The sequence below is a fragment of the Ralstonia sp. 110700041-2 genome, from assembly GCF_056280165.1.
On record NZ_JBSFAI010000011.1, the window covers coordinates 178,075 to 204,105 of the forward strand.

General features: G+C 63.9%; 19 protein-coding genes. 15 read left to right on the forward strand and 4 right to left on the reverse strand.

Annotated features, from left to right (window positions below):
- The first annotated feature begins 142 nt into the window (after window positions 1-142).
- The 4 genes from alaS (at window position 143) to ACUXH0_RS17690 (ending at window position 7,732) form a co-directional block, all read left to right on the forward strand.
- Window positions 143-2,785 (forward strand): alanine--tRNA ligase, encoded by a 2,643-nt coding sequence (gene alaS, locus ACUXH0_RS17675; RefSeq protein WP_024973336.1) that lies wholly within the window; start codon window positions 143-145, stop codon window positions 2,783-2,785.
- A 454-nt stretch (window positions 2,786-3,239) separates the two neighbouring features.
- Window positions 3,240-4,355: a purine-nucleoside phosphorylase gene (locus tag ACUXH0_RS17680; RefSeq protein WP_004629392.1), complete on the forward strand. Its 1,116-nt coding sequence runs from the start codon at window positions 3,240-3,242 to the stop codon at window positions 4,353-4,355.
- A complete protein-coding gene (locus ACUXH0_RS17685; protein WP_024973335.1) occupies window positions 4,352-5,392 on the forward strand; it encodes a purine-nucleoside phosphorylase in 1,041 nt (346 codons plus the stop codon). The genes ACUXH0_RS17680 and ACUXH0_RS17685 overlap by 4 nt, the downstream gene beginning before the upstream one ends.
- Window positions 5,393-5,623: 231 nt before the next feature.
- On the forward strand, window positions 5,624-7,732 hold the full coding sequence (locus tag ACUXH0_RS17690) for a TonB-dependent siderophore receptor (RefSeq protein ID WP_182594429.1): 2,109 nt from the start codon (window positions 5,624-5,626) through the stop codon (window positions 7,730-7,732).
- A gap of 6 nt (window positions 7,733-7,738) precedes the next feature.
- On the opposite strand, the gene ACUXH0_RS17695 is transcribed toward ACUXH0_RS17690, so the two are convergent.
- From ACUXH0_RS17695 to ACUXH0_RS17705, 3 genes are all read right to left on the reverse strand, one after another.
- Window positions 7,739-8,497: a slipin family protein gene (locus tag ACUXH0_RS17695; RefSeq protein ID WP_004629386.1), complete on the reverse strand. Its 759-nt coding sequence runs from the start codon at window positions 8,495-8,497 to the stop codon at window positions 7,739-7,741.
- A gap of 11 nt (window positions 8,498-8,508) precedes the next feature.
- Window positions 8,509-9,903 carry an NfeD family protein gene (locus ACUXH0_RS17700; protein WP_004629383.1) on the reverse strand — a complete coding sequence of 465 codons (1,395 nt, stop codon included), beginning with the start codon at window positions 9,901-9,903 and terminating at the stop codon, window positions 8,509-8,511.
- Window positions 9,904-9,976: 73 nt separating this feature from the next.
- Window positions 9,977-10,885, reverse strand: a complete 909-nt coding sequence (locus ACUXH0_RS17705; RefSeq protein WP_182594430.1) for a LysR family transcriptional regulator — start codon at window positions 10,883-10,885, stop codon at window positions 9,977-9,979.
- Window positions 10,886-10,987: 102 nt separating this feature from the next.
- Between ACUXH0_RS17705 and ACUXH0_RS17710 the strand changes: the two genes are divergently transcribed.
- The 6 genes from ACUXH0_RS17710 (at window position 10,988) to ACUXH0_RS17735 (ending at window position 15,256) form a co-directional block, all read left to right on the forward strand.
- Entirely contained in the window at window positions 10,988-12,202 is a 1,215-nt protein-coding gene (locus ACUXH0_RS17710) for a YbfB/YjiJ family MFS transporter (RefSeq protein WP_182594431.1), read from the forward strand.
- A gap of 75 nt (window positions 12,203-12,277) precedes the next feature.
- Window positions 12,278-13,063, forward strand: a complete 786-nt coding sequence (locus ACUXH0_RS17715; RefSeq protein ID WP_182594432.1) for a class II aldolase/adducin family protein — start codon at window positions 12,278-12,280, stop codon at window positions 13,061-13,063.
- A 55-nt stretch (window positions 13,064-13,118) separates the two neighbouring features.
- Window positions 13,119-13,307: a 4-oxalocrotonate tautomerase gene (locus ACUXH0_RS17720; RefSeq protein WP_004629375.1), complete on the forward strand. Its 189-nt coding sequence runs from the start codon at window positions 13,119-13,121 to the stop codon at window positions 13,305-13,307.
- A 31-nt stretch (window positions 13,308-13,338) separates the two neighbouring features.
- On the forward strand, window positions 13,339-14,385 hold the full coding sequence (locus ACUXH0_RS17725; protein ID WP_024973329.1) for a threonine aldolase family protein: 1,047 nt from the start codon (window positions 13,339-13,341) through the stop codon (window positions 14,383-14,385).
- A 14-nt stretch (window positions 14,386-14,399) separates the two neighbouring features.
- Entirely contained in the window at window positions 14,400-14,981 is a 582-nt protein-coding gene (locus ACUXH0_RS17730; protein ID WP_004629372.1) for an NUDIX hydrolase, read from the forward strand.
- Window positions 14,982-15,028: 47 nt separating this feature from the next.
- The gene (locus ACUXH0_RS17735; protein ID WP_004629370.1) at window positions 15,029-15,256 is read left to right on the forward strand and encodes a sulfurtransferase TusA family protein; all 228 of its coding nucleotides are present in this window, start codon (window positions 15,029-15,031) and stop codon (window positions 15,254-15,256) included.
- Window positions 15,257-15,353: 97 nt separating this feature from the next.
- Here the strand turns inward: ACUXH0_RS17735 and ACUXH0_RS17740 are convergent, their stop codons facing one another.
- Complete coding sequence (locus ACUXH0_RS17740; protein ID WP_012761539.1) at window positions 15,354-15,986, reverse strand: LysE family translocator; 633 nt, start codon at window positions 15,984-15,986, stop codon at window positions 15,354-15,356.
- A gap of 287 nt (window positions 15,987-16,273) precedes the next feature.
- Between ACUXH0_RS17740 and ACUXH0_RS17745 the strand changes: the two genes are divergently transcribed.
- The 5 genes from ACUXH0_RS17745 (at window position 16,274) to ACUXH0_RS17765 (ending at window position 25,816) form a co-directional block, all read left to right on the forward strand.
- Window positions 16,274-18,730, forward strand: coding sequence for an ExeM/NucH family extracellular endonuclease (locus ACUXH0_RS17745; RefSeq protein ID WP_182594433.1), 2,457 nt, complete (start codon window positions 16,274-16,276; stop codon window positions 18,728-18,730).
- Between the two features lie 190 nt (window positions 18,731-18,920).
- On the forward strand, window positions 18,921-21,377 hold the full coding sequence (locus ACUXH0_RS17750; RefSeq protein ID WP_182594434.1) for an ATP-binding protein: 2,457 nt from the start codon (window positions 18,921-18,923) through the stop codon (window positions 21,375-21,377).
- 338 nt (window positions 21,378-21,715) lie between these two features.
- Window positions 21,716-22,303: a fimbrial protein gene (locus tag ACUXH0_RS17755; RefSeq protein ID WP_182594435.1), complete on the forward strand. Its 588-nt coding sequence runs from the start codon at window positions 21,716-21,718 to the stop codon at window positions 22,301-22,303.
- The gene (locus tag ACUXH0_RS17760) at window positions 22,263-23,141 is read left to right on the forward strand and encodes a fimbrial biogenesis chaperone (RefSeq protein ID WP_259393716.1); all 879 of its coding nucleotides are present in this window, start codon (window positions 22,263-22,265) and stop codon (window positions 23,139-23,141) included. The genes ACUXH0_RS17755 and ACUXH0_RS17760 overlap by 41 nt, the downstream gene beginning before the upstream one ends.
- Before the next feature lie 221 nt (window positions 23,142-23,362).
- Window positions 23,363-25,816, forward strand: a complete 2,454-nt coding sequence (locus tag ACUXH0_RS17765) for a fimbria/pilus outer membrane usher protein (RefSeq protein WP_259393717.1) — start codon at window positions 23,363-23,365, stop codon at window positions 25,814-25,816.
- Window positions 25,817-26,031 lie beyond the last annotated feature (215 nt).

Genomic DNA, 26,031 nt, shown 5'->3' on the forward strand with positions numbered 1-26,031 from the left:
ACCACGCGCCGGGGTACCCCCAGCCCCATGCGACGAATGGGCGCTAACACATTAGCAACCCCGTATAATCAATGGTTTGCACTGATCCAAGATGCGCCGGGCGGTTGCCCCAGGCGCCATGCTGACTCCGGCACCCCGCGACATGAAAGCCTCCGATATCCGCCAAAAATTCCTGACGTTCTTTGAGGGCAAGGGCCACACCGTGGTGCGCTCCTCGCCGCTGGTGCCGGGCAACGACCCGACGCTGCTGTTCACCAACTCCGGCATGGTGCAGTTCAAGGACGTCTTCCTCGGTACCGACAAGCGGCCGTACGTGCGTGCGGCCTCCGTGCAGCGCTGCCTGCGCGCCGGTGGCAAGCACAACGACCTGGAAAACGTCGGCTATACGGCGCGCCACCACACGTTCTTCGAAATGCTTGGCAACTGGTCGTTCGGCGACTACTTCAAGCGCGACGCACTCGTGTGGGCGTGGGAGCTGCTGACGCAGGAATACAAGCTGCCGGCCGAGAAGCTGTGGGCCACCGTCTACCAGACCGACGACGAGGCCTACGACATCTGGACCAAGGTCATTGGCCTGCCGCCCGAGCGCGTCGTGCGCATCGGCGACAACAAGGGCGCGCCGTACGCCTCCGACAACTTCTGGCAGATGGCCGAAACCGGCCCGTGCGGCCCGTGCTCGGAAATCTTCTACGACCATGGCCCCGACGTCTGGGGCGGCCCCCCGGGAAGCCCGGAAGCCGACGGCGACCGCTACATCGAAATCTGGAACAACGTGTTCATGCAGTTCGATCGCCAGCTCGATCCGGCGACCGGCGAATACACGCTGACCCCGCTGCCCGCACCGTGCGTCGACACGGGCATGGGCATGGAACGCCTGGCTGCCATCCTGCAGCACGTGCACAGCAACTACGAGATCGACCTGTTCCAGGCGCTCATCGCTGCCGCCGCGCGCGAGACCAACACCAAGGATCTGGCCAACAACTCGCTGCGCGTGATTGCCGACCACATCCGCGCATGCTCGTTCCTGATCGTCGACGGCGTGATCCCGGGCAATGAGGGCCGTGGCTATGTGCTGCGCCGGATCATCCGCCGCGCCATCCGCCACGGTTACAAGCTCGGCTGCCGCGCAGCGTTCTTCCACAAGCTCGTGGACGACCTCGTCGCGCAGATGGGCGAGGCCTATCCGGAGTTGCGCGAGGCGCGCGACCGTGTGGTCGAAGTGCTGCGTACGGAAGAGGCGCGCTTCTTCGAGACCATCGAGCACGGCATGTCGATCCTCGACGCCGCGCTGGGCGAGCTGAAGACCTCGGGTGCCAAGATGCTCGACGGCGAACTGGCCTTCAAGCTGCACGACACCTACGGTTTCCCGCTGGACCTGACGCAAGACGTCTGCCGCGAGAACGACGTGATCGTCGACGAAGCGGCCTTTGACGCCGCCATGAACCGCCAGCGCGAGCAGGCACGCGCGGCCGGCAAGTTCAAGATGGCCGCCGGCACGCTCGACTACACCGGCGACAAGACAACGTTCCACGGCTACGAGCAGCTCGTGCGCGAAACCGCGCGGGTGACGGCGCTGTTTGTGGATGGCGCATCGGTGCAGGAAATGCACCCGGGCCAGACCGGCGTGGTGGTGCTGGACCACACCCCGTTCTATGCGGAATCGGGCGGCCAGGTTGGCGACCAGGGCACGCTCAAGGCTGCGACCGTCTGGTTTGATGTGGTCGACACGCTCAAGGTGCAGCCGGACGTGTTCGGCCACCACGGCGAGCTGCGCACCGGCGTGCTGAAGGTTGGCGATGCCGTGGCGGCGGAGGTGGACGCAGTGCGCCGCGCGCGCACCATGCGCAACCACTCGGCCACCCACCTGATGCACAAGGCTCTGCGCGAAGTGCTGGGCAGCCACGTGCAGCAGAAGGGCTCGCTGGTGGATGCAGAAAAAACCCGCTTCGACTTCTCGCACAACGCACCGATGACGCCGCTGCAGATTCGCGAAGTGGAAGCCCGCGTCAACGCAGAAATTTTCGCCAACGCGGCCACGAGCGCCCAGCTTATGGGCTTTGACGACGCAGTCAAGAATGGCGCAATGGCCCTCTTCGGCGAGAAGTACGGCGACGAAGTGCGCGTGCTGTCGATCGGTTCGTCGAAGGAACTGTGTGGCGGCACGCACGTGGCGCGCACGGGCGACATCGGCCTGTTCAAGATCGTGAGCGAATCGGGCGTGGCGGCGGGGATTCGCCGTGTGGAAGCCATCACTGGCGACAACGTGCTGCATTACCTGCAGACGCTCGATACGCGCATCAACGAAGCGGCTGCCGCACTGCGTGCGCAGCCGTCGGAACTGACGTCGCGCATCGTGCAGGTGCAGGACCAGGTCAAGACGCTCGAGAAGGAACTGGAGCGCCTGAAATCGAAGCTGGCCGCAAGCCAGGGCGACGAACTCGTGAGCCAGGCCGTGGACGTTGCCGGTATCAAGGTGCTGGCTGCCAAGCTGGACGGCGCCGATGCCAAGACGCTGCGCGAGACCATGGACAAGCTCAAGGACAAGCTGCAGACCGCAGCCATCGTGCTGGGCAGCGTGAGCGACGGCAAGGTTGCGCTGATTGCGGGCGTGACGGCTGACGCCACGGCCAAGGTCAAGGCGGGCGAGCTGGTCAACTTTGTCGCCCAGCAAGTCGGCGGCAAGGGCGGCGGCCGCCCGGACATGGCCCAGGCCGGCGGCACGGAGCCGGACAACCTGCCGCAGGCGCTGGCCGGCGTGGCAGCGTGGGTGCAGCAGAAGGTTTGATGTAACGCGTTCGACAAGAATGCGCTAGACGGCGCGCGCTCCCGGCAACGGGGCGCGCGCCGTTTTGTTTGGAGGCGATCAGGGCGGTGGCGTGGTGTCCAGCAGGAAGACGCGCAGGCGCTCATTTCGGTCGCCATGGCGGGCGCCCGACCAGAACTGGGTCCACTCGGAGAACCTGAGCGGCGCCTCACAAACCTGAGCAACGGATTTCCGTGGGGCAGGCCGCGCGACTTTCGGGGCACAGCGCGCCCTCCGTTGGGGCTTGTCTGCGCCATGAGAACAAGCGGGGAATGTCGCCCGGCTGGAGACAGGCCCAGCCGTGGCCTATACCGGGAAAACGTTGCCGATTGTGTAGCGATTGCGTGCCCCTTGGCAGGCAATTTGCATCGGTGGCGCGCGCTGTTCCCCACAGCGCGGGTTGATCCCATCCCTATCCCCAAATCCGAGGAGAACCATGAGCGTCCTATCTGACAAGGTTGACGCCCCGCCACCGCAGCCGCCGCACCGGCTGCTCGGGCGCAAAGGCAAACGATTGGCCCGTGCCGTCGCGGTTGGCGCATTGCTGGCGGCGGGCGTTGGCGCGTCGACGCAGCCGGGTGCTCAACTCGCACCGGAATCGCACGCGCGCAAGGTCAAGGTGCTGATCATCAGCATGTTCGCGCCCGAGGCGCAGCCGTGGATCGACAAGCTTGGCCTCACGCAGGATGTGCCGGTGCCGGGCCTGTCCATCGACTATCCGAACGTGCATTGCAACGCCAGCGACGTCTGCCAGCTCACCACGGGCATGGGCAAGGCGAATGCGGCGTCGTCGGTGTCGGCGCTGATCTACAGCGGCAAGTTCGATCTACAGCGCACGTACTTCCTTGTGGCTGGCATTGCGGGGATCGACCCGTCGCAGGGCACGCTCGGCAGCGCGGCGTGGGCGCGCTTCCTCGTCGACAGCGACATTGCGTGGGAGATCGACGCGCGCGAGGTGCCCGCCAACTGGCCCGGCGGCTTCATCGGCATCAACACGCAGGGCCCCGGACAGAAGCCGCCGCTGGATTACAAGACCGAAGTCTTTCGCGTGAACGAGGCGCTGCTGCAGAAGGCGCTGGCGCTCTCCAAGGGCGCGGTGTTGGACGACAACGCCACCGCGCGCGCCTATCGCGCCAACTACCCGAGTGCACCGGCCAACCAGCCGCCTTCCGTCGTGCAATGCGACACCGCTGCCGGCAACACATACTGGCACGGCGCCAAGCTGGGCGAGCGCGAAGCAGCCTGGGTCAAGCTGCTGACGGACGGGCAGGGCACGTACTGCACCACGCAGCAGGAAGACAACGCCACGTTCGAGGCGCTCACGCGCGGCTCCAAGGCAGGCCTGCTCGACCTGCAGCGTGTGGCCGTGCTGCGCACCGCGTCCAACTTCGATAGGCCGTATCCGGGGCAGACGCCGTACGACTCGCTGGTCAACAGCAACTCGGGCGGGTTCGTGCCGTCGCTCAACAACCTGTATCTGGCGGGCGGCCCGCTGGTCAACGAGATCGTCACGCGCTGGAGCGTGTGGAAACACGGAGTGCCTTCGCCATGATCGATTCCCCACTCAAGACCCCCATGCGATCCATCGCCAGGCTCTGCGCGATCGGTGCCGCGGCGCTGACCTTGAACAGCTGTGCGTTTGACGGCGTCAAGGTCATCGTCATCAACATGTTTCAGGGCGAAGCCCAACCCTTTATCGACCGTTACGATCTGAAGGAGAAGGTCTATATCTCCGGCCTGTCGCCCGACGCGCCGAACATGCTGTGCAACTACGACGGCATCTGCCAGGTCACCACGGGCATGGGGTATGCGAATGCGGCGTCGACGATTTCTGCGTTGCTCTATCGCAGCAAGCTGGACCTCTCGCACACCTACTTTGTGATTGCCGGCATTGCGGGCATCGATCCTGGGCAGGGGACGGTGGGCTCGGCGGCGTGGGCGCGGTATGCGGTCGATTACGGTCTCTCGCACGAGATCGATGCGCGCGAGATGCCGGCCGGCTGGCCGTACGGCTACTTCGGCATCGGCACGAAGGGCCCGGGCGAGAAGCCGCCGATGGACTACCGCACCGAAGTGTTCCAACTCAACGAGACGTTGCTGCAGAAGGCGTACACGCTGTCGAAATCGGCGACGCTGGAAGACAGCCCCGAGGCCATCGCCTTCCGCAAGAACTACGCATATGCGCCGGCCAACCAGCCACCCGCCGTCATCCAGTGCGACGTGGCTTCCGCCGATACATGGTGGGCCGGCCGCAACCTCGGACAGCGCGCGCGTGACTGGGTGAAGACGATGACCGATAACAAGGGCACCTACTGCACGACGGCGCAGGAAGACAACGCCACGCTCGAAGTGTTGACGCGCGGCGCCCGTGCCGGGAAGGTCGATTTCAGCCGCGTGGCACTGCTGCGCGCCGGGTCCGACTTTGACCGTCCGTACGACGGCCAGACCGCCTCCGACGGGCTCATCAACTATGCGCAGCAGGGTGGTTTCGTGCCGGCCACACACAACCTTGTCAATGCGGCCAAGCCGTTGTTGGACGACATCGTGCAGCACTGGCCCCAGTGGAAACAGGGGGTGCCGGCGAATTAACACTTGCTGACATCACATTTCAATCTATATAATGCGAATCATTCTCATTTGATAGAAGGCTAGGGCGAATGCTCAACCGCTGACCATCGCTCCAGCCGGGCGAGCCAGCGGGTTTCCACCTGCCAGCCAACGGATCGACGCGCCGCGTGATGTATTGCGGCGCGTTTTCTCTTCTCTCAGCGCATTTCCGCGCGTCCGGTTTCGCCAATCCTGATCGACCCTTTGCCCGCGATGAACCGTCATCTCGCGGCTCGCGCCTTCTCGTGCGCGCTCGCCGCCATTCCTCTTGCCGTTTCCACATTGGCGCATGCCGAAGCAGGCCAGCCGGCTGCAGGCGGCGCCACGGTGGACCTCAACGAGACGACTATCACGGCAGGCAGCCAGCGGGGCTTTGCAGCCAGCACGGCACAGGTCGGAGCGTTCCGCGGGATGGCGTTGCGCGACATTCCCGCCACCGTGAACGTGGTCACGCGCGAGGCGCTTGATGCGCAGCAGGACACGTCGCTGTACGACGCGCTGCGCAATACGGCGGGCGTGACGCGCCAGCAGCTTTCAGGCGAAACGTTCGACAACCTCGCCATCCGCGGCGTGACGCTGGAGAACCGTACCAATTTCCGCTTCAACGGCTCAATGCCCTTGGCAGCACTCGCGGCGATCCCGCTGGAAGACAAGGAACGCGTGGAGGTGCTGAAAGGCGTGTCGGCGCTGTATTACGGCTACACGACGCCGGGCGGCGTGGTGAACCTCGTCACCAAGCGGGCGGGCAACACGCCGGTCACCACGCTGGGCATGCAGTTCGACAGCAACGACACCGTGGTCGGCACGCTCGACGTGGGGCGCCGCTTCGGTGAAGACAATCAATACGGCCTCCGTTTCAACGCGGCGGGCGGCTCGTTGCAGTCACCTACCAACGGCATTGACGGCACGCGCCAGCTTGCCGCCGTGGCCTTCGACTGGAAGGTCAACAGCCGGCTCAGCCTGAAAGCCGACGTGGAATATTCGCGCAAGGTCATCATCGAACAGTCGGTGGTGACGCTGCCCGCCGCCAAAAACGGCGTCATCACCTTGCCGGCAATGCCCGACCCGAGCAAACGCATTTCGCCGGGTTGGGCCGACTTTGACGGCAACAACACAAACGCGTTGCTGCGTGCCGATTACGCGCTCGCCGATGCATGGCTGCTGACGGTGGAGGGTGGCGTGTCGGAGACGGCGCGGACGCGGGCGTTCTCCGAATTTCGGCTGACGAACATGCTGACGGGTGCCGGCACGCTGTCCGGCCAGCGGCAGAGCGGTCGCTGGAATACCAGCCACGTGCGGGTAGACGTTTCCGGTACCGAGAAGACGGGGCGGATCACGCATGACCTGACCTTTGGCGTTGCGCGATCCGACATGCGCCAGGCGGCCGTGTACTCGGACCGCTTCTCCGGCGCGCAGAACCTGTACAACCCGGTCGACCTCGGCTGGTTGCCGACCACTGGCACGGGCTTCACCGCCGAGCAGCGCGCCGTAGACACCGGCGTCTACGCGCTGGATCGCATGACGCTGTCAGAGCACTGGCAGGTGATCGCTGGCCTGCGCTACACGCGCTACACCAGCGAGCAGGCGCCCAACCATTACGAAGCCAGCAAGACCACGCCGCTGGGGGCGGTCATCTACAAGTTCACGCCGGCCCTGTCGGCGTATGCGTCGTACGCGCAAGGCCTGGAAGCTGGCGCACGCGCGCCCAACACGGCCGCCAACGCCAATGTGGCCATGCCGCCAGCGCTGTCGGAGCAAAAGGAACTCGGCCTGCGTTACGAAACACCGGCCGGCACACAGCTCGCCGCTGCCGTGTACGACATCGACCGCGCGGCAGCGTACACCAACGACGCCAATATCTTCGTGCAAGACGGTCGCGAGCGCATCCGCGGTATCGAGCTGACGGCGCAGGGCCGCGTCACCCAGGATTTGTCGCTGCTAGCCTCGGCCGGCTGGACGGACGCGAAGTTCCGCGGCGTCGGCAACGGCCTCGACGGAAAAACGCCGGAAAACACGCCGCGCAGCACTGCCAGCGTCTTTGCCGAATACACGTTGCCGATGCTGCGTGCTGTCTCGTTCAACGCGGGCGCCTACTACCTTGGCCCACGACCTGTGAACGACGCCAACCAAGCAGAGCTGGGCGGCACGACGCTCTTCAGTGCAGGCGTGCGCTATGTGACGCGCATCTCAGGCAAGCGGGCAACGCTGCAGTTCAATGTCGACAACCTGACCGACAAGCGCTACTGGGCGGGCGCCGGCAACAACCGTCTGTCGATGGGGGCGCCGCGGCTGTTCAAGCTCGGCATGAAGATCGATCTGTGATGCGGGTCAGCCGCCGGCGGCTTTCTTTACCGCGCCCAGCACTTCCATCGGCAGCGGGAAGACAATCGTCGAGCTTCTGTCGCCCGCAATCTGCGTGAGCGTCTGCAGATAGCGCAACTGGATCGCCTCGGGCTGCTGGGCCAGCATGCGTGCAGCTTCCAGCAGCTTTTCCGATGCCTGCAGTTCGCCTTCCGCGTGGATGACCTTGGCGCGGCGTTCGCGCTCGGCCTCGGCCTGGCGGGCGATGGCGCGGATCATCGATTCGTTCAGGTCGACGTGTTTGATCTCCACGTTCGCGATCTTGATGCCCCACGGGTCGGTCTGGATGTCGAGCACCTTCTGGATGTCGAGGTTGAGCTTTTCGCGCTCGGCCAGCATCTCGTCCAGCTCGTGTTTGCCCAGGATGGCCCGCAGCGTCGTCTGGGCGAGCTGGCTGGTCGCTTCCAGATAGTTGGCCACCTGGATGATGGCGCGCTCCGGATCGACCACCCGGAAGTACACCACCGCATTGACCTTGACCGACACGTTGTCGTGCGAGATCACATCCTGCGGCGGCACGTCCATCACCACCGTGCGCAGATCCACGCGCACCATTTGCTGGATCGCCGGCACGATCAGCACCAGCCCCGGCCCCTTCACGCGCCAGAAGCGGCCCAGCAGAAACACCACGCCGCGCTCGTATTCGCGCAGCACCCGGAACGACGAGATGACCAGCAGCACGGCCAGGAAGATCAGGCCGCCTGCGCTGAAGAAGCCGTAAAGCATTTTTCTTCTCCTTATGAAGACGCGGCGAGGGGGGCAACGGGTTCCACCATCAGTGTCAGCCCACGCCGGGCGATCACACGCACCTGATCGCCACGCGCGATGCCACCATCGCAGCGCACGCGCCAGCGCTCGCCATGGATGCGCGCCCAGCCGTCGCTGTCGGCATCGGCGTCCGGTGTATCGACGTCCACTACTTCGCCTGTCATGCCGATGAGCGTATCGCCGCCGGTCACGATCGGCCGCCGTCGCGCACGCACCGCCAGGCTGGAGAGCGCTAGAACAACGGTCAGGCTTACGAAGGCCAGTCCGATGATGAGCGGAAGCGGCACGCCAAAGCCCGGCGTTTGCGTATCGATCAGCATCACCGCACCCAGCACGAACGCAACGATGCCGCCCACGCCGAGCGCGCCGAACGTCGGCAGGAATGCTTCAGCCACCATACAGCCGAGGCCAAGTGCAATGAGGGCGAGCCCCGCGTAGTTGATCGGGAGCATCTGCAGCCCGTAGAGCGCCACCACGATGCACACGGCGCCGAGGATGCCGGGCACGACCATGCCAGGGGTCGAGAATTCGAAGATCAGTGCATACACGCCCACCGTCAGCAGTAGCAGCGCCAGGCTTGGGTCGGTAATGACGCCGAGGAAGTGATTGCGCCAGTCGGGCTCCAGCGTGACGATGGTTGCCTCGGCTGTACGCAGCGTGACGTCGCCGGCGGACGTGCGCACCGCGCGGCCGTCGACTTGCTTGAGCAGATCAGGAAGGCTTGCGGCAACAAGGTCGACCACGTGCTGGCTGGCGGCTTCGGTCGCGTCGAGGCTCACGGCCTCACGCACGGCCCGCTCGGCCCATTCCGCGTTGCGACCGCGCAGTTGCGCCAGCCCGCGGATGTACGCCGCCGCGTCGTGCATCTGCTTGCGGGCGAGGGTGTCTTCGTTGCTGGAAGGGGCGGCTGGTGCGCTTGCCGGCTTGGCGCCGTCGCCGGGGCTCGGGGCATGGCCGCCCATGCCGATCGCCACGGGAGACGCCGCACCCAGGTTCGTGGCGGGCGCCATCGCCGCAACGTGGCAGGCGTAGAGGATGTAGGTGCCGGCGCTTGCTGCCCGCGCGCCACCGGGGGCGACGTAGCCCGCCACCGGCACGGGCGACGCAAGGATGGCCTGAATGATCTGGCGCATCGACGCATCGAGGCCGCCGGGCGTATCCATTTGCAGCACAACAAGCTGCGCTCCCTGATCGCGTGCCTGTTGCAGGCCGCGGATTACGTAGGCTGCGCTGGCCGGCCCAATGGCACCGGTGACCGGCAACACCACGACCGGAGCGGCTGCCCCGGCAAGGCTGGTCCAGACCGCGGCGATGACCGCTGCCAACCATCCCATCCAACGCCGCATCCGCAACGACGGTCGCATTCGCGCCTCCGTCCGTGATTGCCGCGCTTTGCCCGATCAGACCGGCGGCACGGTCCCAGTATCCGGTTTCAGTTTAGGCGGCAATGGCTTCCCGCGCGGTTTTGCTTGCCGCTGCTTGGGGCTCGCTCAGCACCTGCACGAGCGCCTGCAGGGCGGGTCCAGCCATGTCGCGGTGCCAGGCAAGCAGCGTGTCGACACGGCCCGGCTTGCCGAGCGCGTGGATGCTGATTTCCGGGGCGTTCGTATACAGCTCGAGCACCGAGCGGGGCACCAGCGCCACACCAATGCCGGCCGCCGCGCACGCGATGATGGCGTGGTACGAGCCAAGCTCCAGCACGCGGGACGGCACCACGCCGTCTGCGGCGAACCAGTCTTCGATCAATTGCCGATAGGCGCAGCCAGGTTCGAACGCGAGCATGCCGGCAGTCTGCACGTCCGCCGCGCGGCGGATCGGTGGATGGGCGCGGTGGGCAATCAGCACCAGCTCTTCGGCAAATGCCGGCAGCGTCGTCATGGCGGCGCGCGTGTTGTTCAGGCAAGCCGTTTCGGCAACGAACGCGCAATCGACTTCAAAGTTCGATAGCGCCTGAAGAGAGTGGCGCGTGGTCATCGTCACCAGTTCGAGCTGTACGCGCGGCCAGCGTTGATGCAGCGTGGCCAGCAGGGCAGGAAGGCGGCTGGCCGCCGTGCTTTCCATCGAGGCGATGCGCAGGCGCCCGTGCGGCTCGCTCGGCTGCACGGCCTGGCGGGCCTCGGCGGCCAGACGGAGGATGTCGTCGGCGTAGGTCAGCAGGGTCTGTCCGGCGGGCGTCAGCACCATGCGCTTGCTTTCGCGCACGAACAGCTGCACGCCGAGTGACGCTTCGAGCTGGCGGATGCGTGTCGTCACATTCGACTGCACGCGATTCAACTGCTGGGCCGCCCGCGTGACGCCGCCTTCCCGCACGACCGTCCGGAAGATCTCTAGCGAGGACAGATCCATGATGTATCTCAAATGCTAATGGGTTCGTTCAATATAATTCATTTTTCAGGATGAACGGCCTTGCGTACGATGAAGTGCCGATTTCCCCATCCAGGCCCTTCCATGGAGCACACGCTGTCGTCCACCCCAGCCTTGTCCGCCGCGCATTCCCAGCGGGCCGCCGCCTGGCGCGTGGCGGTTGCGGGCATGGTTGCGCTGTCCGTGGCGATGGGCATCGGCCGCTTCGCCTTCACGCCGATCTTGCCGATGATGCTTCACGACGGCAGCTTGACGCTGGCCCAGGGCAGTTGGCTGGCCACCGGCAATTACCTGGGCTATTTCGTGGGCGCGCTGGCCTGCATGGCGGTGCGCGGCGATGCAGCGCGCCTCATCCGCACCGGTCTGGTTGCGACGGTGCTGCTGACCGCCGGAATGGGCGTGTTGCAAGGGCAGCCTGCGTGGCTTCTGCTGCGCTTTGCGGCCGGTATGGCCAGCGCGCTGGTGTTCGTCTTTACGGCGGGCTGGTGCCTGCATCGGCTGACCGAACTGGGCCACGTGGCGCTCGGCGGCATCATTTTCTGCGGGCCCGGTCTCGGCATCGCCATTCCGGGCCTGGCGGCCAGCGGCATGGTTGCACTGGGGTGGCACGCAACGTCGGCATGGATAGCGTTTGGCGTGCTGTCGGCGCTGCTCTCGGCGGCGGTGTGGTCGACCATCCGGCCTGAAGTGCATGCGCATGCCGCTCCGGCGCCGGCTGTATCCGGGACCGCACCCGGCCTGGATGCGCCCATCAGCGCGCTTACGCTCGCCTACGGCCTGGCCGGCTTTGGCTATATCATCACCGCCACGTTTCTGCCCGTGATCGCGCGCAAGGTGCTGCCGGCGGGTTCGGTCTGGCCCGATCTGTTCTGGCCGATGTTCGGTGCGGGCGTGGCCCTTGGCGCATTCCTTTCAACCCGGATCAGCCTGGCGCGCGACAACCGCTCGCTGCTGGCCACGGCCTACGCCATGCAGGCGGTTGCTGTGACTACCAGCATCGTGTGGCCAACGGTGGCGGGGCTTGCGCTTTCCAGCACGCTGCTCGGGCTGCCATTCACGGCGATCACGCTGTTCGCCATGCGCGAGGCCCGCCGGCTCTGGCCGCATGCCGCGCCGCGTCTGATGGGGCTGATGACGGCCGCGTATGGCATCGGCCAGATCGCCGGGCCGCCGCTGGCGAACCGGCTGTTTGCGGCCACGGGCGGCTTCAATGCATCGCTTGCCGTGGCAGCCGTGTCGCTCGTGGCCGGCGTGGTCATCTTTCTTGTGGTCAAGCGCGTGGCCCCGGCGCGTGCGTGATGCGCGGCATGTGAAGGCGCCCACCACGCGGTCGACGCGCCCGTTCTAGAATGCCTCCTCCATTGGAGGAGCCTCATGTCTTTTGCCTTGCGCCCCGATGCCGTTGTGCCCGGCGGCGAGATCAGCCAAGCCGAGCGCGCTGTGCGGGTCGACCTTGCCGCCGCGTACCGACTGGCCGCGCTCAACGGTTGGGACGATCTGGTCTACACCCATCTGTCTGCGTCCGTGCCGGGAGAGCCCGATCACTTCCTGATCAACGCTTTTGGCCTCGCGTTCGACGAGATCACCGCATCCAACCTGGTCAAGATCAATGGCCGCGGCCAGCTCGTCGGCATCTGGCCCGATGCGGCCACGCATCCCTCCGTTAACGTGACCGGTTTCGCATTGCACGCAGCCGTGCACGCCGCCCGGCCCGACGCGCAGTGCGTGATCCATCTGCATAACACGGCGGGCATTGCCGTGTCTGCGCAGAAGCACGGGCTGTTGCCGCTGTCTCAGCATGCGCTGCGGTTTCACCGGCGCATCGCGTATCACGATTACGAAGGCCTTGCGTTCACGCCGGAAGAGGGCAGCCGCCTTACCGCATCGTTGGGCAACCGTTTCGCCATGTTGCTGCGCAATCACGGAACGCTGACCATCGGCCGTACCGTGGCCGAGGCGCACGTGCTGATGGCCACGCTCATCAAGGCATGCGAGATCCAGATCCACGCGCTTGCCGGCGGCGAGGTCGTCGCGCCCGCGCCGGAAGTGGCAGATCGGGCGGCAGAACAGCTCGAAGATGGCGGCGCCATCGAAGGCGTGATCGAGTGGCCGGCGCTGTTGCGCAAACTGGATAAAATCGACGCTTCGTATCGCGACTGACGCGACTGATATAACCGCCGCGACTATCAGAGCGACGCACCAAACAGGAGACACCATGCCGACTTTCCATATCGAGATGTTCGAGGGCCGCAGCGTTGAGCAGAAGAGGAAGCTCGTCGAAGAAGTGACGCGTGTCACGTGCGAATCGCTGGGCTGCGCGCCGGGCGCCGTCGACATCATCATCACCGACATCAAGCGCGAGAACTGGGCCACCGGCGGCGTGCTGTGGTCCGAACAGAAGTAGCCCGTCTTCCACTCCCATTTGCCGGCCCGCCATGCAGCCCAAGCAGCATTTCGCCTCAGACAACTACTCGGGCTTTTGCCCGGAGTCGCTGAAGTATTTCCTGGAGGCCAACAGCAGCGGCCACGAGCCGGCCTATGGCGATGATTCCTGGACGCAGCGCGTGTGCGACCGCATCCGCGACCTGTTCGAGACCGATTGCGAAGTCTTCTTTGTCTTCAACGGCACGGCCGCCAATTCGCTGGCGCTTTCGTCGCTATGCCAGTCGTATCACTCCGTGATCTGCCACGAGCTGGCGCACATCGAAACGGACGAATGCGGCGGCCCGGAGTTCTTCTCCAACGGCTCCAAGCTGCTGACCGCCAAGGGCGAGAACGGCAAGCTCACGCCGGATGCGGTCGAAGCGCTCGTCACGCGGCGCTCCGATATCCACTACCCGAAACCGAAAGTGGTTTCGCTGACGCAATCGACCGAAGTCGGCACCATCTATACCGTGGACGAGGTCCGCGCGATTGCCGCGATTGCCAAGCGTCGCCAGTTGCGCGTGCACATGGACGGCGCGCGTTTTGCGAATGCGGTGGCGTCGCTCGGCGTGCATCCGTCGGAGATTACCTGGCGCGCCGGCGTGGATGTGCTGTGCTTTGGGGGCACGAAGAACGGCCTGCCGGTCGGCGAGGCGGTTGTCTTCTTCGACCGCCGTCTGGCGGAGGACTTTGCTTATCGCGTCAAGCAGGCAGGGCAGCTGGCCTCGAAGATGCGCTTCATTTCTGCGCCATGGCTCGGTTTGCTTGAAAACGACGTGTGGCTGCGCAACGCGCGTCACGGCAATGCGATGGCGCAACTTCTGCATGCGCGTATCGCCGATGTGCCGGGCGTGCGCATCATGTTCCCGACTGAGTCGAACGCCGTGTTCGCCGAGTTGCCAGTGCCGGCCATCGAGGCGTTGCGCGCACGCGGCTGGCGCTTCTACACGTTCATTGGTGCGGGCGGCTGCCGCCTGATGTGCTCGTGGGACGTGCAACCGGAGACGGTGGAAGCCTTTGCCGCCGATATTCGCGCAGCCTGCGCGCAGGCCGTTTAATCCATCTGACTGCCATGAGCTTCGACTACCGTTTCTGTCCGCAATGCGCCACGCCGCTCGTCGAGCAGCACAATGCCGGCCGCCTGCGCATCGCGTGCCCGGGGCAGGACTGCGGCTTCGTGCATTGGAACAATCCGTTGCCCGTCCTGGCGGCGGTTGTCGAATATCGCGGGCAGATGTTCCTGGCGCGCAATGCACTGTGGCCGGAGGGCATGTTCGCGCTCGTCACGGGCTTTCTCGAACGCGACGAGACGCCCGAAGAGGGCATCGCCCGTGAGCTGAAGGAAGAGACGAACCTCGACGCTCAATCGATCTCGCTGATCGGCGTGTATGAGTTCATCCGCAAGAACGAACTGATCATCGCGTACCACGTGGTGGCCGATGGCGAGATCGCGCTGTCGGAAGAGTTGGTTGAATACCGCCTGAAGCCGTTCGAGAAAGTCCGCCCCTGGACGGCCGGCACTGGTTATGCCGTCGCGGATTTTCTGACCGCGCGCGGCTTGCCCGTCAGCTACATCGACATCCGTACCGGCGAACCGGCCGAGCCGCCGCCGCGCCAGTGGCAACCCACGCGGCTCGTTACAATTCCGGAATGACTGACGCGAGTGGCACTGCGCCGCTTGCCCGTACCACTGAGGAAGACATGGAGTTTCAGAAGGAAATCGACGCGCGCGGCCTGAATTGCCCGCTGCCCATCCTGCGCACCAAGAAGGCGCTTGCCGACATGCAAAGCGGCGACGTGCTCAAGATTCTTGCCACCGACCCCGGCGCCACGCGGGACTTCCAGGCGTTCGCCAAGCAAACCGGCAACGAGCTGCTGGAGCACAGCGAGCACGACAAGGTGTTCACGTTCTACATGCGCCGCCGCTGATCTGGTAGCGCGTTCAATAAGCACGGGGCGATCCGGCCAAACTGGATCGCCCCGTTTGTTTTCATTGGCGGCGTATCTTTTCGCAAATTGGCGTGGCTTACTTGCGCGCTTCCATCGCCATGCGCAGCGCCAGACTGGTCAGCACGGTGCCCATCAGGTAGCGCTGAACCGACAGCCAGCTCGGCTTGCGCGAGAGGAACGCAGCGATGCTGCCCGCCGTGGCGGCGATCATCGAATTGACGGTCACGCTCACGCAGATCTGCGTGAGCCCCAGGCAGACCGACTGCACCAGCACGCTGCCGTGCGCCGGCTCGATGAACTGCGGCAGCAGCGACAGATAGAGCACTGCGACCTTCGGATTGAGCAGGCTGGTCAGCAAGCCCATCGTGTAAAGCTTGCGCGGGCTGTCCACCGGTAGTTCACGCACCTGGAACGGTGCCCGGCCGCCCGGCCGCACTGCCTGCCAGGCGAGGTAGAGAAGATAGATCGCGCCGCCAAAGCGCAGTGCATCGTAGGCAAACGGCACGGCCATCAGCAAGGCTGTGATGCCGAATGCGGCGCACAGCATGTAGAAGACGAAGCCCGTGGCGATGCCCGCCAGCGACACCAGCCCGGCGTTGCGCCCCTGGCAGATCGAACGCGAGATCAGGTAGATCATGTTCGGGCCCGGCGTCAGCACCATGCCGAGCGCAACCAAGGCAAAGGTGAGCAGGTTGGTGAGGGTAGGCATGGCGAAATCGTTGTCTGCGGAAAGGGCGAGGAGCTTGCAGGCTAGCACTGGCCGCGATTCGGCCAACAGGTACAGAAATCCATAAATTTTCGCGATTCTGTATCGGTCCCACGTAGACAACACGCCGACGGCAGCGTCGACGCTTGTTTCATTTTTTGGTGAGCGCGGGCTGCGAGGAAGGAACGGCTTACAGAATGCTGAACGATCGGTGACGGCACGCCATGCGTGCGTCATCGGCGTTGCTGAGGGTATGCCGAAATCCTTTTATTCCCCAACCCCCCGTCCCCATGCGCCTGCATTTCCTTCTTGCCGCCGTGCTGTCCGTGGCGTTGCCTGCTCAAGCCGAGCTTCTCATCAGCGAGTACGTAGAAGGCAGCTCGAACAACAAGGCCATCGAAATCTACAACCCGGACGGCGCCGAAGCCGATCTGTCGGTCTACAAGATCGAGCAGTACAACAATGGCGCCAGCACGCCCACCGCGTCGTTTGCGCTCTCGGGCAAGCTGGCGCCAGGCGCCGTCCATGTGATGGCCCACAGCACACTGGCCAGCGTGCTCGGCAGCCGCGTCAACCAGACCGCGGCGTTCTCCTTCAACGGCGACGATGCGCTGAGACTGACGCGCTCCGGCGTTGTTGTCGACCGCATCGGCCAGGTTGGCTATCAACCGCCGTCCGGCTTCTGGGGTACAGCCAGCGCCGGCACCAAGGACCACACGCTGCGCCGCCAAGGCACGGTGAAGGCGGGCGACACGGACAGCACAGCTGCCTTCAATCCATCCCTTCAGTGGGATGCCTTCAATATCGACGACTTCTCCGACCTTGGCCTGTACAACGGGCAGGGCACCGTCACGCCACCACCCGCCGTTGCGATGTGCGGCGCGCCGGCAACGCACCTTGCGGATGTGCAGGGCGCCGGGGCCACTTCGCCGCTGGTCGGCCTGAACGTCGAGATCGAAGCCGTCGTGACCGCCGACTATAGTGGCGCCACCGGCTTTAACGGCTTCTTCGTGCAACAACCCGACGCGCAGCGCCGCCGGTTGTCTGGCGTGTCGGAAGGCCTGTTCGTCTATGCACCCGGCGTCAGCGCCCGCGCTGGTGACCTCGTCCACCTGGTCGGCAAGGTCGAGGAGAAGTACGGCCAGACGCAACTGACGCTGGCCACCGGCGGCATCGCAAGCTGTGCCAGCGGCAACCGCGTGACGCCGGTCGACGTGACATTGCCCGTGGCCGATGCCAAGGCGTTGTCGGCGTATGAAGGGATGCTCGTGCGCCTGCCGCAGACGCTGACGGTGAGCGAAACGTACGAGCTTGGGCGCCACGGCAGCGTCCTGCTCAGCAACGGACGCCTGCCACTGCCGACAAACGTGGCTCCGCCCGCGCATGGCGCAGCCGCGCAGGCCGCGGCCAATGCGCTGAACCGCATCGTGCTCGACGATGGCTCCAATCAGCAGAATCCCGCCAGCGTGCGCTATCCAGCGCCCGGCTTGTCGGCAACCAACCCCGTGCGTGCGGGCTATACGGTGAGCGGTTTACAAGGCGTGCTGGAAATGCGCTACAACGCCTGGCGTCTGCAGCCCGTGCCGGGCGCGGCTGCACCGGTTTTCAATGCCGCCGCGAACCCGCGTGCCGGTGCACCTGTGCGCCACGCGCAGGCGGATGTGCGCGTGGCTTCGTTCAACGTACTGAACTACTTCAACGGTGACGGCAAAGGGGCCGGCTTCGATGATCGGACTGACCGAGGGGCGAAGACCCAGGCCGAGTTCGAACGGCAGGAAGCCAAGATTGTCGCCGCCATCGGGGCCATCAACGCCGACGTGATCGGCCTGATGGAAATCGAGAACGACGGCTACGGCGACCTCAGCGCCATCCGCCGCCTGACAAGCCAGCTCGGGGCCGACTGGCGCTATGTCGATCCTGGCGTGCCGAAGCTCGGCGGTGACGCGATCACGGTAGCCATCGTCTACAACAGCCGCACCGTGGAGCCCGTGGGGGCGCCGGCCACGCTGGCGATCGACAACAAGAACCGCCAGCCGCTGGCACGCAGCTTCCGGCGCATTGGCGACACGCAGAACTTCACCGTGGTCGTCAATCACCTGAAGTCCAAGGGCTGTTCTGGTGCGACCGGCAAGGACGCCGACCAGGGCGACGGCCAGAGCTGCTGGAACCCAACCCGCGTACGTGCTGCCGGCCTGATCGCCGACTGGCTGGCGACCTCACCGACCGGCGTGGCCGATGTGGGCCAGCTCCTCATTGGTGATCTCAACAGCTATGCCAAGGAAGACCCCGTCGTGCTGTTCGCCCAGAAGGGGTATGCCGACATGGTGGCGAAGTTCGTCGGCAGGGATGCGTACAGCTATGTCTACGGCGGCGAATCCGGCTACATCGATCACGCGCTCGCCACCCCTGGCTTGGCAGAGCGCGTGCGTGCCGTACATGAGTGGCATATCAATGCCGACGAGCCGATCGCGCTCGAATACGCGTTCGGCCACAAGAGCGCAGAGCAACAACAAACGTTCTACGCACCGGACGCGTACCGCTCGTCGGATCATGACCCGGTGCTGGTCGACCTCGCCCTCAATACGCAGACCGCAGGTGGCGGCACGAGTCCGGAAGGCGATGCGGCGGCGGGTGCGGCCACGGGCAGCACAGGGGTGGGGGGTGCCGGTGCGGTGGACCCGATTCTCGGGCTCGCACTGGCCGCAGCTGCGGTAGCCTTGGCGCGGCGTCGTGCGTGTCGGTCTTGAGCGTCTGCGCTCTTCCTGGGGCGACGCGCGGCAGCTCCATCACCAGTCGAATCGCATCCGTGCGTTCGCTGACCGTTCGACACAGCCTTAAGGTCGTTTCCGGCCATCCGGCTCGGGACTGAATTAAGCTTCTGAATTGGCGCGATCAGCAACATCGCGAACCCGACGCGCCGAGGCAATCGATTCCGATATGGGGACGGGGGGAGATGTGAGCAATGTAGCCGCGGCGGTCCGCGCGCTGATCTTAGGCTTCTGGCTCGGCTTGATGTCCGGCGGCAGCAATGCGGCCCCAACTTCGCTGTTCACCCCCGAAGAGGATGCCTGGATCACCGCGCATCCGATCGTGCGCACCTGCGTGGATGCGCACTGGCGACCCTTCGAGTTTGTCAAAGCTGGCAAGGTGGCCGGCATGGTTCCATCGTTCCTCGATGCGGTCGCCCATCAAAGCGGGCTGCGTTTCGAATATGTGGACGGTGCGTGCTGGAACGGCTCGCTGGCTGCACTGAAGCTGGGGCAGGTTGACATGCTGCCGGACTGGAGCAAGGACGAAGCCGTAGCACCCTATCGGGACGGTTTCATCGCGAGTACGCCCTACTATGTCGGGACAATCGCCATCGTTACGGCGGAACAGGAAAACCTATTCGCCAGTTTCTCGCAATTGTCCGGCAAACGGCTTGCGATCAAGGGCGGCGGTGGTCTTGAACTGGCCATCCGCCGCAGCTCCGTTCCGGTGAGGTTGGTAACGTTTCAAAGCGAGTCCGACGCGTTGCAGGCGGTTGTTGACGGCGATGCCGACGCCGCACTCGGAACGGACGCTTCGATCGTTCCGCAACTGCACCGGCAGTTCAAGGGCCAACTGTTCCTTTCGGGCAGCCTCTGGGACCGGCCTTATGCGTTGACGATGGTCACGCGCGATGACAATCCCGTGCTCGCGTCGATTCTCGATAAGTCGCTGACCGCCATTTCGGCGTCGGACGCAGACGCGATCAGGCAGCGGTGGCAGGAAACAACCGATTACGGTGCGCCGTCGCTGGCGTCGATCCTGCATTACCGCTGGCGACAGGTCGCTCTCGTTGCGGCCATTGTTCTGGCGTTTGCGGTGTTGGCCTATGTGCTATGGCGTGCGCGTGTGGCCGCCGTTCGCAGTGAGCGTGAAAAGGCGATGTTCCTCGCATTCATCAGCCACGAAATCCGCACGCCAATGCACACGATTCTCGCGTCCCTGGAACTGCTGCAGCGCTCGCAATTGACGGGCCAGCAAGCCAGTCGCGCGGATGCCGCTGTCTCGGCGTCGGAAACGCTCTTGGCGCTGCTTGACGATGTCCTTGAATACTCGCGTCTCGAATCTCGCAGCGTGACACTCGCGCTTCAGCCTACAGCGATCGGGCCGTGGGCCGAGCAGACTCTGGACATGGTCCGTTGGCGCTCCGATGAGAAGAAACTGGCGTTGTCGCTCGATCTTGCCTGCGCGCCGGATTTCAGCGTGGAGATCGATGCCATGCGGGTGCGGCAGATCGCACTGAATCTGCTGGTGAACGCAATCAAATTCACCACGGCCGGCAAGGTTGTCCTCCGCGTCGACTATCTGCCCGCAAAGCGACGCGGCACAGGAACGCTCGTGCTCGAGGTCAGAGACACGGGCTTGGGCATTCCTCCGGAGCGCCAGCGGAACATTTTTGAACCGTATGCACGCGTGGAAAGCGTGGGCAATCGCGGTGCCAGCGGAACTGGGCTGGGCTTGTCGATCTGCCACGAACTCGTGGAATTGATGGGGGGCGTGATCACCGTCAGCAGCAGCCCCGAGGTCGGCACGGTGTTCACCGTCATGTTGCCGGCACGGGAAGCACACGCAGCGATGGCGTTGCCAAAGGCTGCGGAAGCAGCGTGGGCGTCTGCGTCTCACGCGATATCGCCTTCTCTGGCGGCAAAGGCGCCGTCGCCGGAATCGAAGGAGGGGCCGCTGGTCCTGGTGGTCGATGACCACGAGGCGGTGCAGCACGCGATCCAGCACCAACTGGACGCACTGGCCTGTCGGTCTGCCATTGCCGGCACCGGCGAGGCCGCGCTCGAACAGTTTGCGTCAGCAGCGTTTGACATGGTGCTGCTCGACTGCAATCTGCCCGGGATTGACGGATATACCGTCGCGCAGCGCATGCGAGACATCGAACATCAGCGCGGAGGCGAGCGTACGCCGATTGTCGCCATCTCCGCCGCGACAGACGACGCGCACCGTATTCGGTGCTTCGACAGCGGCATGGACGGTGTGCTCGGCAAACCGCTGCGCCTTGCCGCATTGCGGGAGCTGATCGAGCTGTGGTGCGCCCATGGCGATCTCGCCACCAACACGGAGCCTATGGAGCACGACCTGGCGCCGTCGTCGGACGTGCTCGCGGTTTACCGACAGACCATGAAAACCGATCTTGAGATGCTTAGCCAGGGCATCGCGCATCGGGATATCGAGCAGGCACGTCGAGCTGCTCATCGAATTTCTGGCGCTGCGGCCGTTGTGGAAGATCTGCAGACGCGCCACTTGGCCAGAGATCTGGAAAGACGTCTTTCGCCCCCGTCCAGCCACATCAATGCGGAGATTCAGGCGCTCCTCGTTGCACTCCAATCCTTGCACGGAGCAGAGACCCCCGACGCCTGATTCTTTCGCTCAGGGCCCCGTGTCGACCTGATCGCGCTCCCCCGGCATACGCGCTGTCGACCCCACCTGCGGCGGCCTGCGCCTCGTGTTGTCCCAATCCTCCATCTCGGCAGCCTCATCGACGTAACCCTGCATTTACAACGAGAAAGCCTCTTCACGTAGCGGGCGCCGATCTGAATCGCGCAGACCAAATGCGTCAATTCAGGGTGCTTTTCAGAGCAGTCTGATATGGCGCGGGCGCCTCGCTTGGAATACTTGCGCCTGCCTCATTCGATAGGCATTTCTTCTCGACCAAGTCCCGGCACCTTTCTGCTGCGGTCTCATTTAAGGGTAAGTCAATGAAAGCAAAACTGTTCCTGGCGGGCTTCGCCATGTCTGCACTGTCCTCTGCCGCAATGGCGCAAACGACGCCCACGTCGGTGGATGGTGTCATCAATTTCCAAGGCACGATCCTGAGCGACACCTGCAAGGTGTCTTCGCTGACTGGCGACGCAGGCACCATCAACGTGGACATGGGCAAGATCGCTGCCGACGACATTGGTACCGTTGCAGCACCCAAGCGCCTGACCAGCGGTGCTGGCTCGGCCAACATTGACGTGGTGTGCAAGACAGGCGCCAAGGTCAGCATGAAGTTCGCCGGCAAGGCAGCTGACCTCAGCGCCGACAAGAAGACGCTGCGCGTGAACAGCGGCAACACCGCTGCAGGTTTCGCACAAGGTGTGGGCATTGCTGTGTACGAAGGTACGGGCGCAGGCGCAAACGCGTTCGACCTGAGCAACGGCGACCTGCTGGCACAGACCACGGTGCCGGCGACCGGTGGGGCAGTCAACGTCCGATTCTCCGCCGCCTATGTGGCTGCAGATCCGACCAAGATCAAGCCGGGTATTGCCAACGCCAGCCTGCCGTTCACGCTCACCTACGAGTAAGCGTAAGCCAAGCGCCAGCCAACGCGGCTGGCTTCAATCGGCAGCGGTCATTACCCCGCTGCCGCCTATTTCTTCACAGGCAGTTCCGGATATGAAAGCAAAACGATACGCCGTTGGCGCGGCGTTGGCGTGCGCGTTGGTTGCGTCCGCGAGCCACGCCAGCATTTCACTCAGCACCACGCGCGTCATCTTTGATGGAAAGAACAAGGAAAGCTCAGTGGTCGTCAGCAATGATGGTCAAGATGCGCTGCTCCAGGCGTGGCTGGATCCATTGGAAGACGTAGCCAATGCCCAACTGCCGTTCGCAATTACACCGCCTTTGGCAAAGGTTGGTGCCAAGCAGCAGCAACTGCTGCGTGTGCTGTACGAAGGCGTCGGCATGCCAACGGATCGCGAATCCGTATTTTGGCTGAACGTCCAGGAGATTCCTCAGACCGCCAAAGAAGACAACGTCCTGCAATTGGCTGTTCGTCAACGCATCAAGGTGTTCTACCGGCCCACCGGTCTGGCTGGCGATCCGGTCAAGGCGCCTACACGCCTGCAATGGCAGTTGAACCAGGGCGCCGGCAAAGGGCTGCTGCGCTTGACCAATCCGAGCCTGTATCACGTGACCTTGGTGGACGCCAAGCTGCACGTCGGTAACTCCGATGAACCGGTCGTTGATGCCAAGATGATCGCGCCCGGCGCCACTTTGGCATTGCCCGTGAAGCTGCCGCCCGGTAGCGACAGCGCTCCTGAGCTGCGCTACGAAGTCATCAATGATTACGGCGGTCGCGAAAGCTACCGCGTCACCTTGCACGGCAGCCAGCCGAGCACGCCGGTCTCTGCCGGCAACTGATCGACCGCGTCGATCCAGTCGATCCGGCCTGCTTGGGCTGGGTCAGCCCGCGCCCCTTCGTAGCGGAGCTTGCCTATGTGACACCCCGACTCTCAGAGCCAACAGCGAGCATTGCGATGTCTAAACGCCCGACCACCAAACCATGCTCTAAAAAGATTGATGGAAATGCGGCCGCTGCTCGTCCCAGGGCAACCCCGCTGTACCTGGCGTTGTGTCTGGCGATGTTCAACAGCGCGCGCGCGGCGGAGGGCGAAACGCTTGTCGCCCAGGTTGATCCCACACTCCTCGCCTTCAATGCGGATTTCCTGCACGGCCAGGGGCGCCCGGCTGACCTCAGCGCCGTGCTCTCTTCGGGCAACAGCGTGCCGCCCGGCACGTATCGCGTGGAAGTAAAGGTCAATGGCAATCTCGTGGGGAGGCGCGACGTCGATTTTCACCAGGAGGGCGGCAACGGTAAGGTCCGTCCATGCTTGACTGCTCAAATGCTGCAGGATTTTGGCGTGAACCTGACCGCCATTACGCCTCCGCTGGATCTCAACAGCCAAGCGTGCCTGGACTTGCCGCAGCTGATGGACCAGGCGGCCGTCGATTTCGATTCCGGCCGCCTGCAACTGAACCTGAGTATTCCGCAGGCCTTCCTTTCGCGGGCCGCCCGTGGCTATGTGGACCCCGCCCTATGGGATGAGGGCGTCACTGCAGGCTATGTGAACTACCAGTTCAGCGGCAACTACGGCCACAGCCGTTTTGGTACGGACAGCAGCAGCTACTACGTTGGCTTGCAGAATGGGGTGAACATTGGTCGTTGGCGTCTGCGCAATGAATCCGCTCTGACGGGAAGTAATAGTGGCCAGACGCGCTTCAAGAGCAACAGAACGCTGGTGCAGCGCGACGTCGATGCCATCAAGGGGCAACTGACGCTCGGCGAACAGTATTCCGACGCGACATTGTTCGATAGCGTGCGTTTCCGTGGGGTGCAAATTGCCTCCGACGACGCAATGCTGCCCGACAGCGAACGCGGCTATGCGCCTGTCATCCGCGGGCAAGCCGTGACCAACGCCGTGGTGGAAGTGCGTCAGAGCGGCTACGTACTGTATCGCGCGAACGTTCCGCCGGGGCCGTTCCAACTTACCGACATTTTTCCGTCCGGCTCCAACGGTGACCTGAAAATTACGGTCATCGAAGCGGATGGTACGAAGCACGTCACGCATCAGGCGTTTTCCAGCCTGCCGCTCATGCTGCGCAAGGGGCGGCTGAAGTATAGCTTCGTGGCTGGCAAGTACGACGGCGATCAGAATGCCTCGCCCAATCTGGTGAGCGGTTCTCTTGTCTACGGTCTGACGGACAACAGCACTGTAGCGGCTGGCTTCCAAGCCTCGCCGGACTTTCAGGCCGCCAACGTGGGGGTCGGTACAAACACGCCCGTCGGCGCCCTGTCGGTGGACATCACGCAATCGAGCAGCCGCGCGCAAGGTAAGCGCGACACCGGGCAGAGTGTGCGCATCTTGTATGCCAAGACTTTTACGCGCACCAATACCAACTTCACGCTGGCGGCGTATCGATATTCGACCTCGGGCTATCGGACGTTTAATGACCATGTCAACGATTTCGGTAGCACGGGTGCGCTATCCGGACGCAGCCGCTCGCGTATCGATTTGACGACCAGCCAGGATTTGGGAGGCGTGGATCGCAAGTACGGTAGCGTCTATCTGAACGTAAGCCAGCAGACCTACTGGAACCAGCCGGGCTCCAGCCGCAGTATCAGCGTTGGCTATGGCAACAACTGGAAGCAACTGAGCTACAACCTCAGCTTGAGCCAGACCAAGGACACGCGCTTTGGCGGCAGTGGCAACAACACCCAGGTCATGCTGACGATGTCAATTCCGCTGGGTGGCAAGCTGCGGTCGCCGCGTGCCTACACCAACGTAAGCAACGACAGCAACGGCGGCACCAATATCCAGAGCGGTCTGAGCGGTTATGTCAGCGACAACACGTCGTACGCCATGCAAGCCGGCTACACCAGCCGAGGGCGTGGTGCAACGGGCGGTGCCAGCATTACGCACGAGGCCGATGCCGGGCAGCTCTCTGCCAACGTCAACGTCGCAAGCGATTACCAATCCGCCAGTGTGGGCGCCACTGGCGCCGTGGTGGTACATGGTGGCGGCGTTAATGTTAGCCGTACCGTGGGCGACACCTTCGCATTGATGAAGATGGAAGGCCTTAAGGGTGCGGACGTGCGCACCGACAGTGGCACCTCGGTCGGTCGCAACGGCTACGCTGTCGTGACTTACGCCCAGCCGTACCGCTTGAACGCGCTTCGCCCCGACACCCACAACCTTGGCGCAGACGTGGAGCTGGAAGACACCATCAAGCAAGTGGTGCCGCGCCGTGGCGCCATCGTGGAGGCAACTTTCAAGGGTTATAGCGGCCAGCGGGTGCAGTTCACGCTGCAGCAAGCGGACGGCAAACCGGTGCCGTTTGGCGCCAGCGTGGAAAACGTGCAAACCGGCAAACTACTGGGAATTGCAGACCCGAGCGGCAAGGCGTTTGTGCTGCTCAATCAGGAGCAAGGCACGTTGGTGGTGAAGTGGAAGGAGGGGCAGTGCATGGCGCCCTATGCGTTGCCTAAGACAGAAGCGGGTCGGAATTACCAGACACAGACGTTGCGGTGCAAATGATCGCCAATCGAAGGTCAAAGATGCCCCGATGCTCACGAACAATGCAAGTGTAAGTGATGGATAGAATATTCTCGATAAAAAACGCAAAGCGACTCTCTGGCGGTTTTGGCATGCTCGTGTGGTAATACCCCCTGAAATCCACCGCTGGGAGAAGTAGAATTTTCTCGTTAAGAGGGAGTTCTGCAGATGAAGAAGTCGAGATTCACAGATAGCCA

Bases quoted from the DNA above. Each gene is read 5' to 3' on its own strand.
- alaS (WP_024973336.1), top strand. From the start codon at position 143: ATGAAAGCCTCCGATATCCGCCAAAAATTCCTGACGTTCTTTGAGGGC.
- ACUXH0_RS17680 (WP_004629392.1), top strand. From the start codon at position 3,240: ATGAGCGTCCTATCTGACAAGGTTGACGCCCCGCCACCGCAGCCGCCG.
- ACUXH0_RS17685 (WP_024973335.1), top strand. From the start codon at position 4,352: ATGATCGATTCCCCACTCAAGACCCCCATGCGATCCATCGCCAGGCTC.
- ACUXH0_RS17690 (WP_182594429.1), top strand. From the start codon at position 5,624: ATGAACCGTCATCTCGCGGCTCGCGCCTTCTCGTGCGCGCTCGCCGCC.
- ACUXH0_RS17695 (WP_004629386.1), bottom strand. From the start codon at position 8,497: ATGCTTTACGGCTTCTTCAGCGCAGGCGGCCTGATCTTCCTGGCCGTG.
- ACUXH0_RS17700 (WP_004629383.1), bottom strand. From the start codon at position 9,903: ATGCGACCGTCGTTGCGGATGCGGCGTTGGATGGGATGGTTGGCAGCG.
- ACUXH0_RS17705 (WP_182594430.1), bottom strand. From the start codon at position 10,885: ATGGATCTGTCCTCGCTAGAGATCTTCCGGACGGTCGTGCGGGAAGGC.
- ACUXH0_RS17710 (WP_182594431.1), top strand. From the start codon at position 10,988: ATGGAGCACACGCTGTCGTCCACCCCAGCCTTGTCCGCCGCGCATTCC.
- ACUXH0_RS17715 (WP_182594432.1), top strand. From the start codon at position 12,278: ATGTCTTTTGCCTTGCGCCCCGATGCCGTTGTGCCCGGCGGCGAGATC.
- ACUXH0_RS17720 (WP_004629375.1), top strand. From the start codon at position 13,119: ATGCCGACTTTCCATATCGAGATGTTCGAGGGCCGCAGCGTTGAGCAG.
- ACUXH0_RS17725 (WP_024973329.1), top strand. From the start codon at position 13,339: ATGCAGCCCAAGCAGCATTTCGCCTCAGACAACTACTCGGGCTTTTGC.
- ACUXH0_RS17730 (WP_004629372.1), top strand. From the start codon at position 14,400: ATGAGCTTCGACTACCGTTTCTGTCCGCAATGCGCCACGCCGCTCGTC.
- ACUXH0_RS17735 (WP_004629370.1), top strand. From the start codon at position 15,029: ATGGAGTTTCAGAAGGAAATCGACGCGCGCGGCCTGAATTGCCCGCTG.
- ACUXH0_RS17740 (WP_012761539.1), bottom strand. From the start codon at position 15,986: ATGCCTACCCTCACCAACCTGCTCACCTTTGCCTTGGTTGCGCTCGGC.
- ACUXH0_RS17745 (WP_182594433.1), top strand. From the start codon at position 16,274: ATGCGCCTGCATTTCCTTCTTGCCGCCGTGCTGTCCGTGGCGTTGCCT.
- ACUXH0_RS17750 (WP_182594434.1), top strand. From the start codon at position 18,921: ATGGGGACGGGGGGAGATGTGAGCAATGTAGCCGCGGCGGTCCGCGCG.
- ACUXH0_RS17755 (WP_182594435.1), top strand. From the start codon at position 21,716: ATGAAAGCAAAACTGTTCCTGGCGGGCTTCGCCATGTCTGCACTGTCC.
- ACUXH0_RS17765 (WP_259393717.1), top strand. From the start codon at position 23,363: ATGTTCAACAGCGCGCGCGCGGCGGAGGGCGAAACGCTTGTCGCCCAG.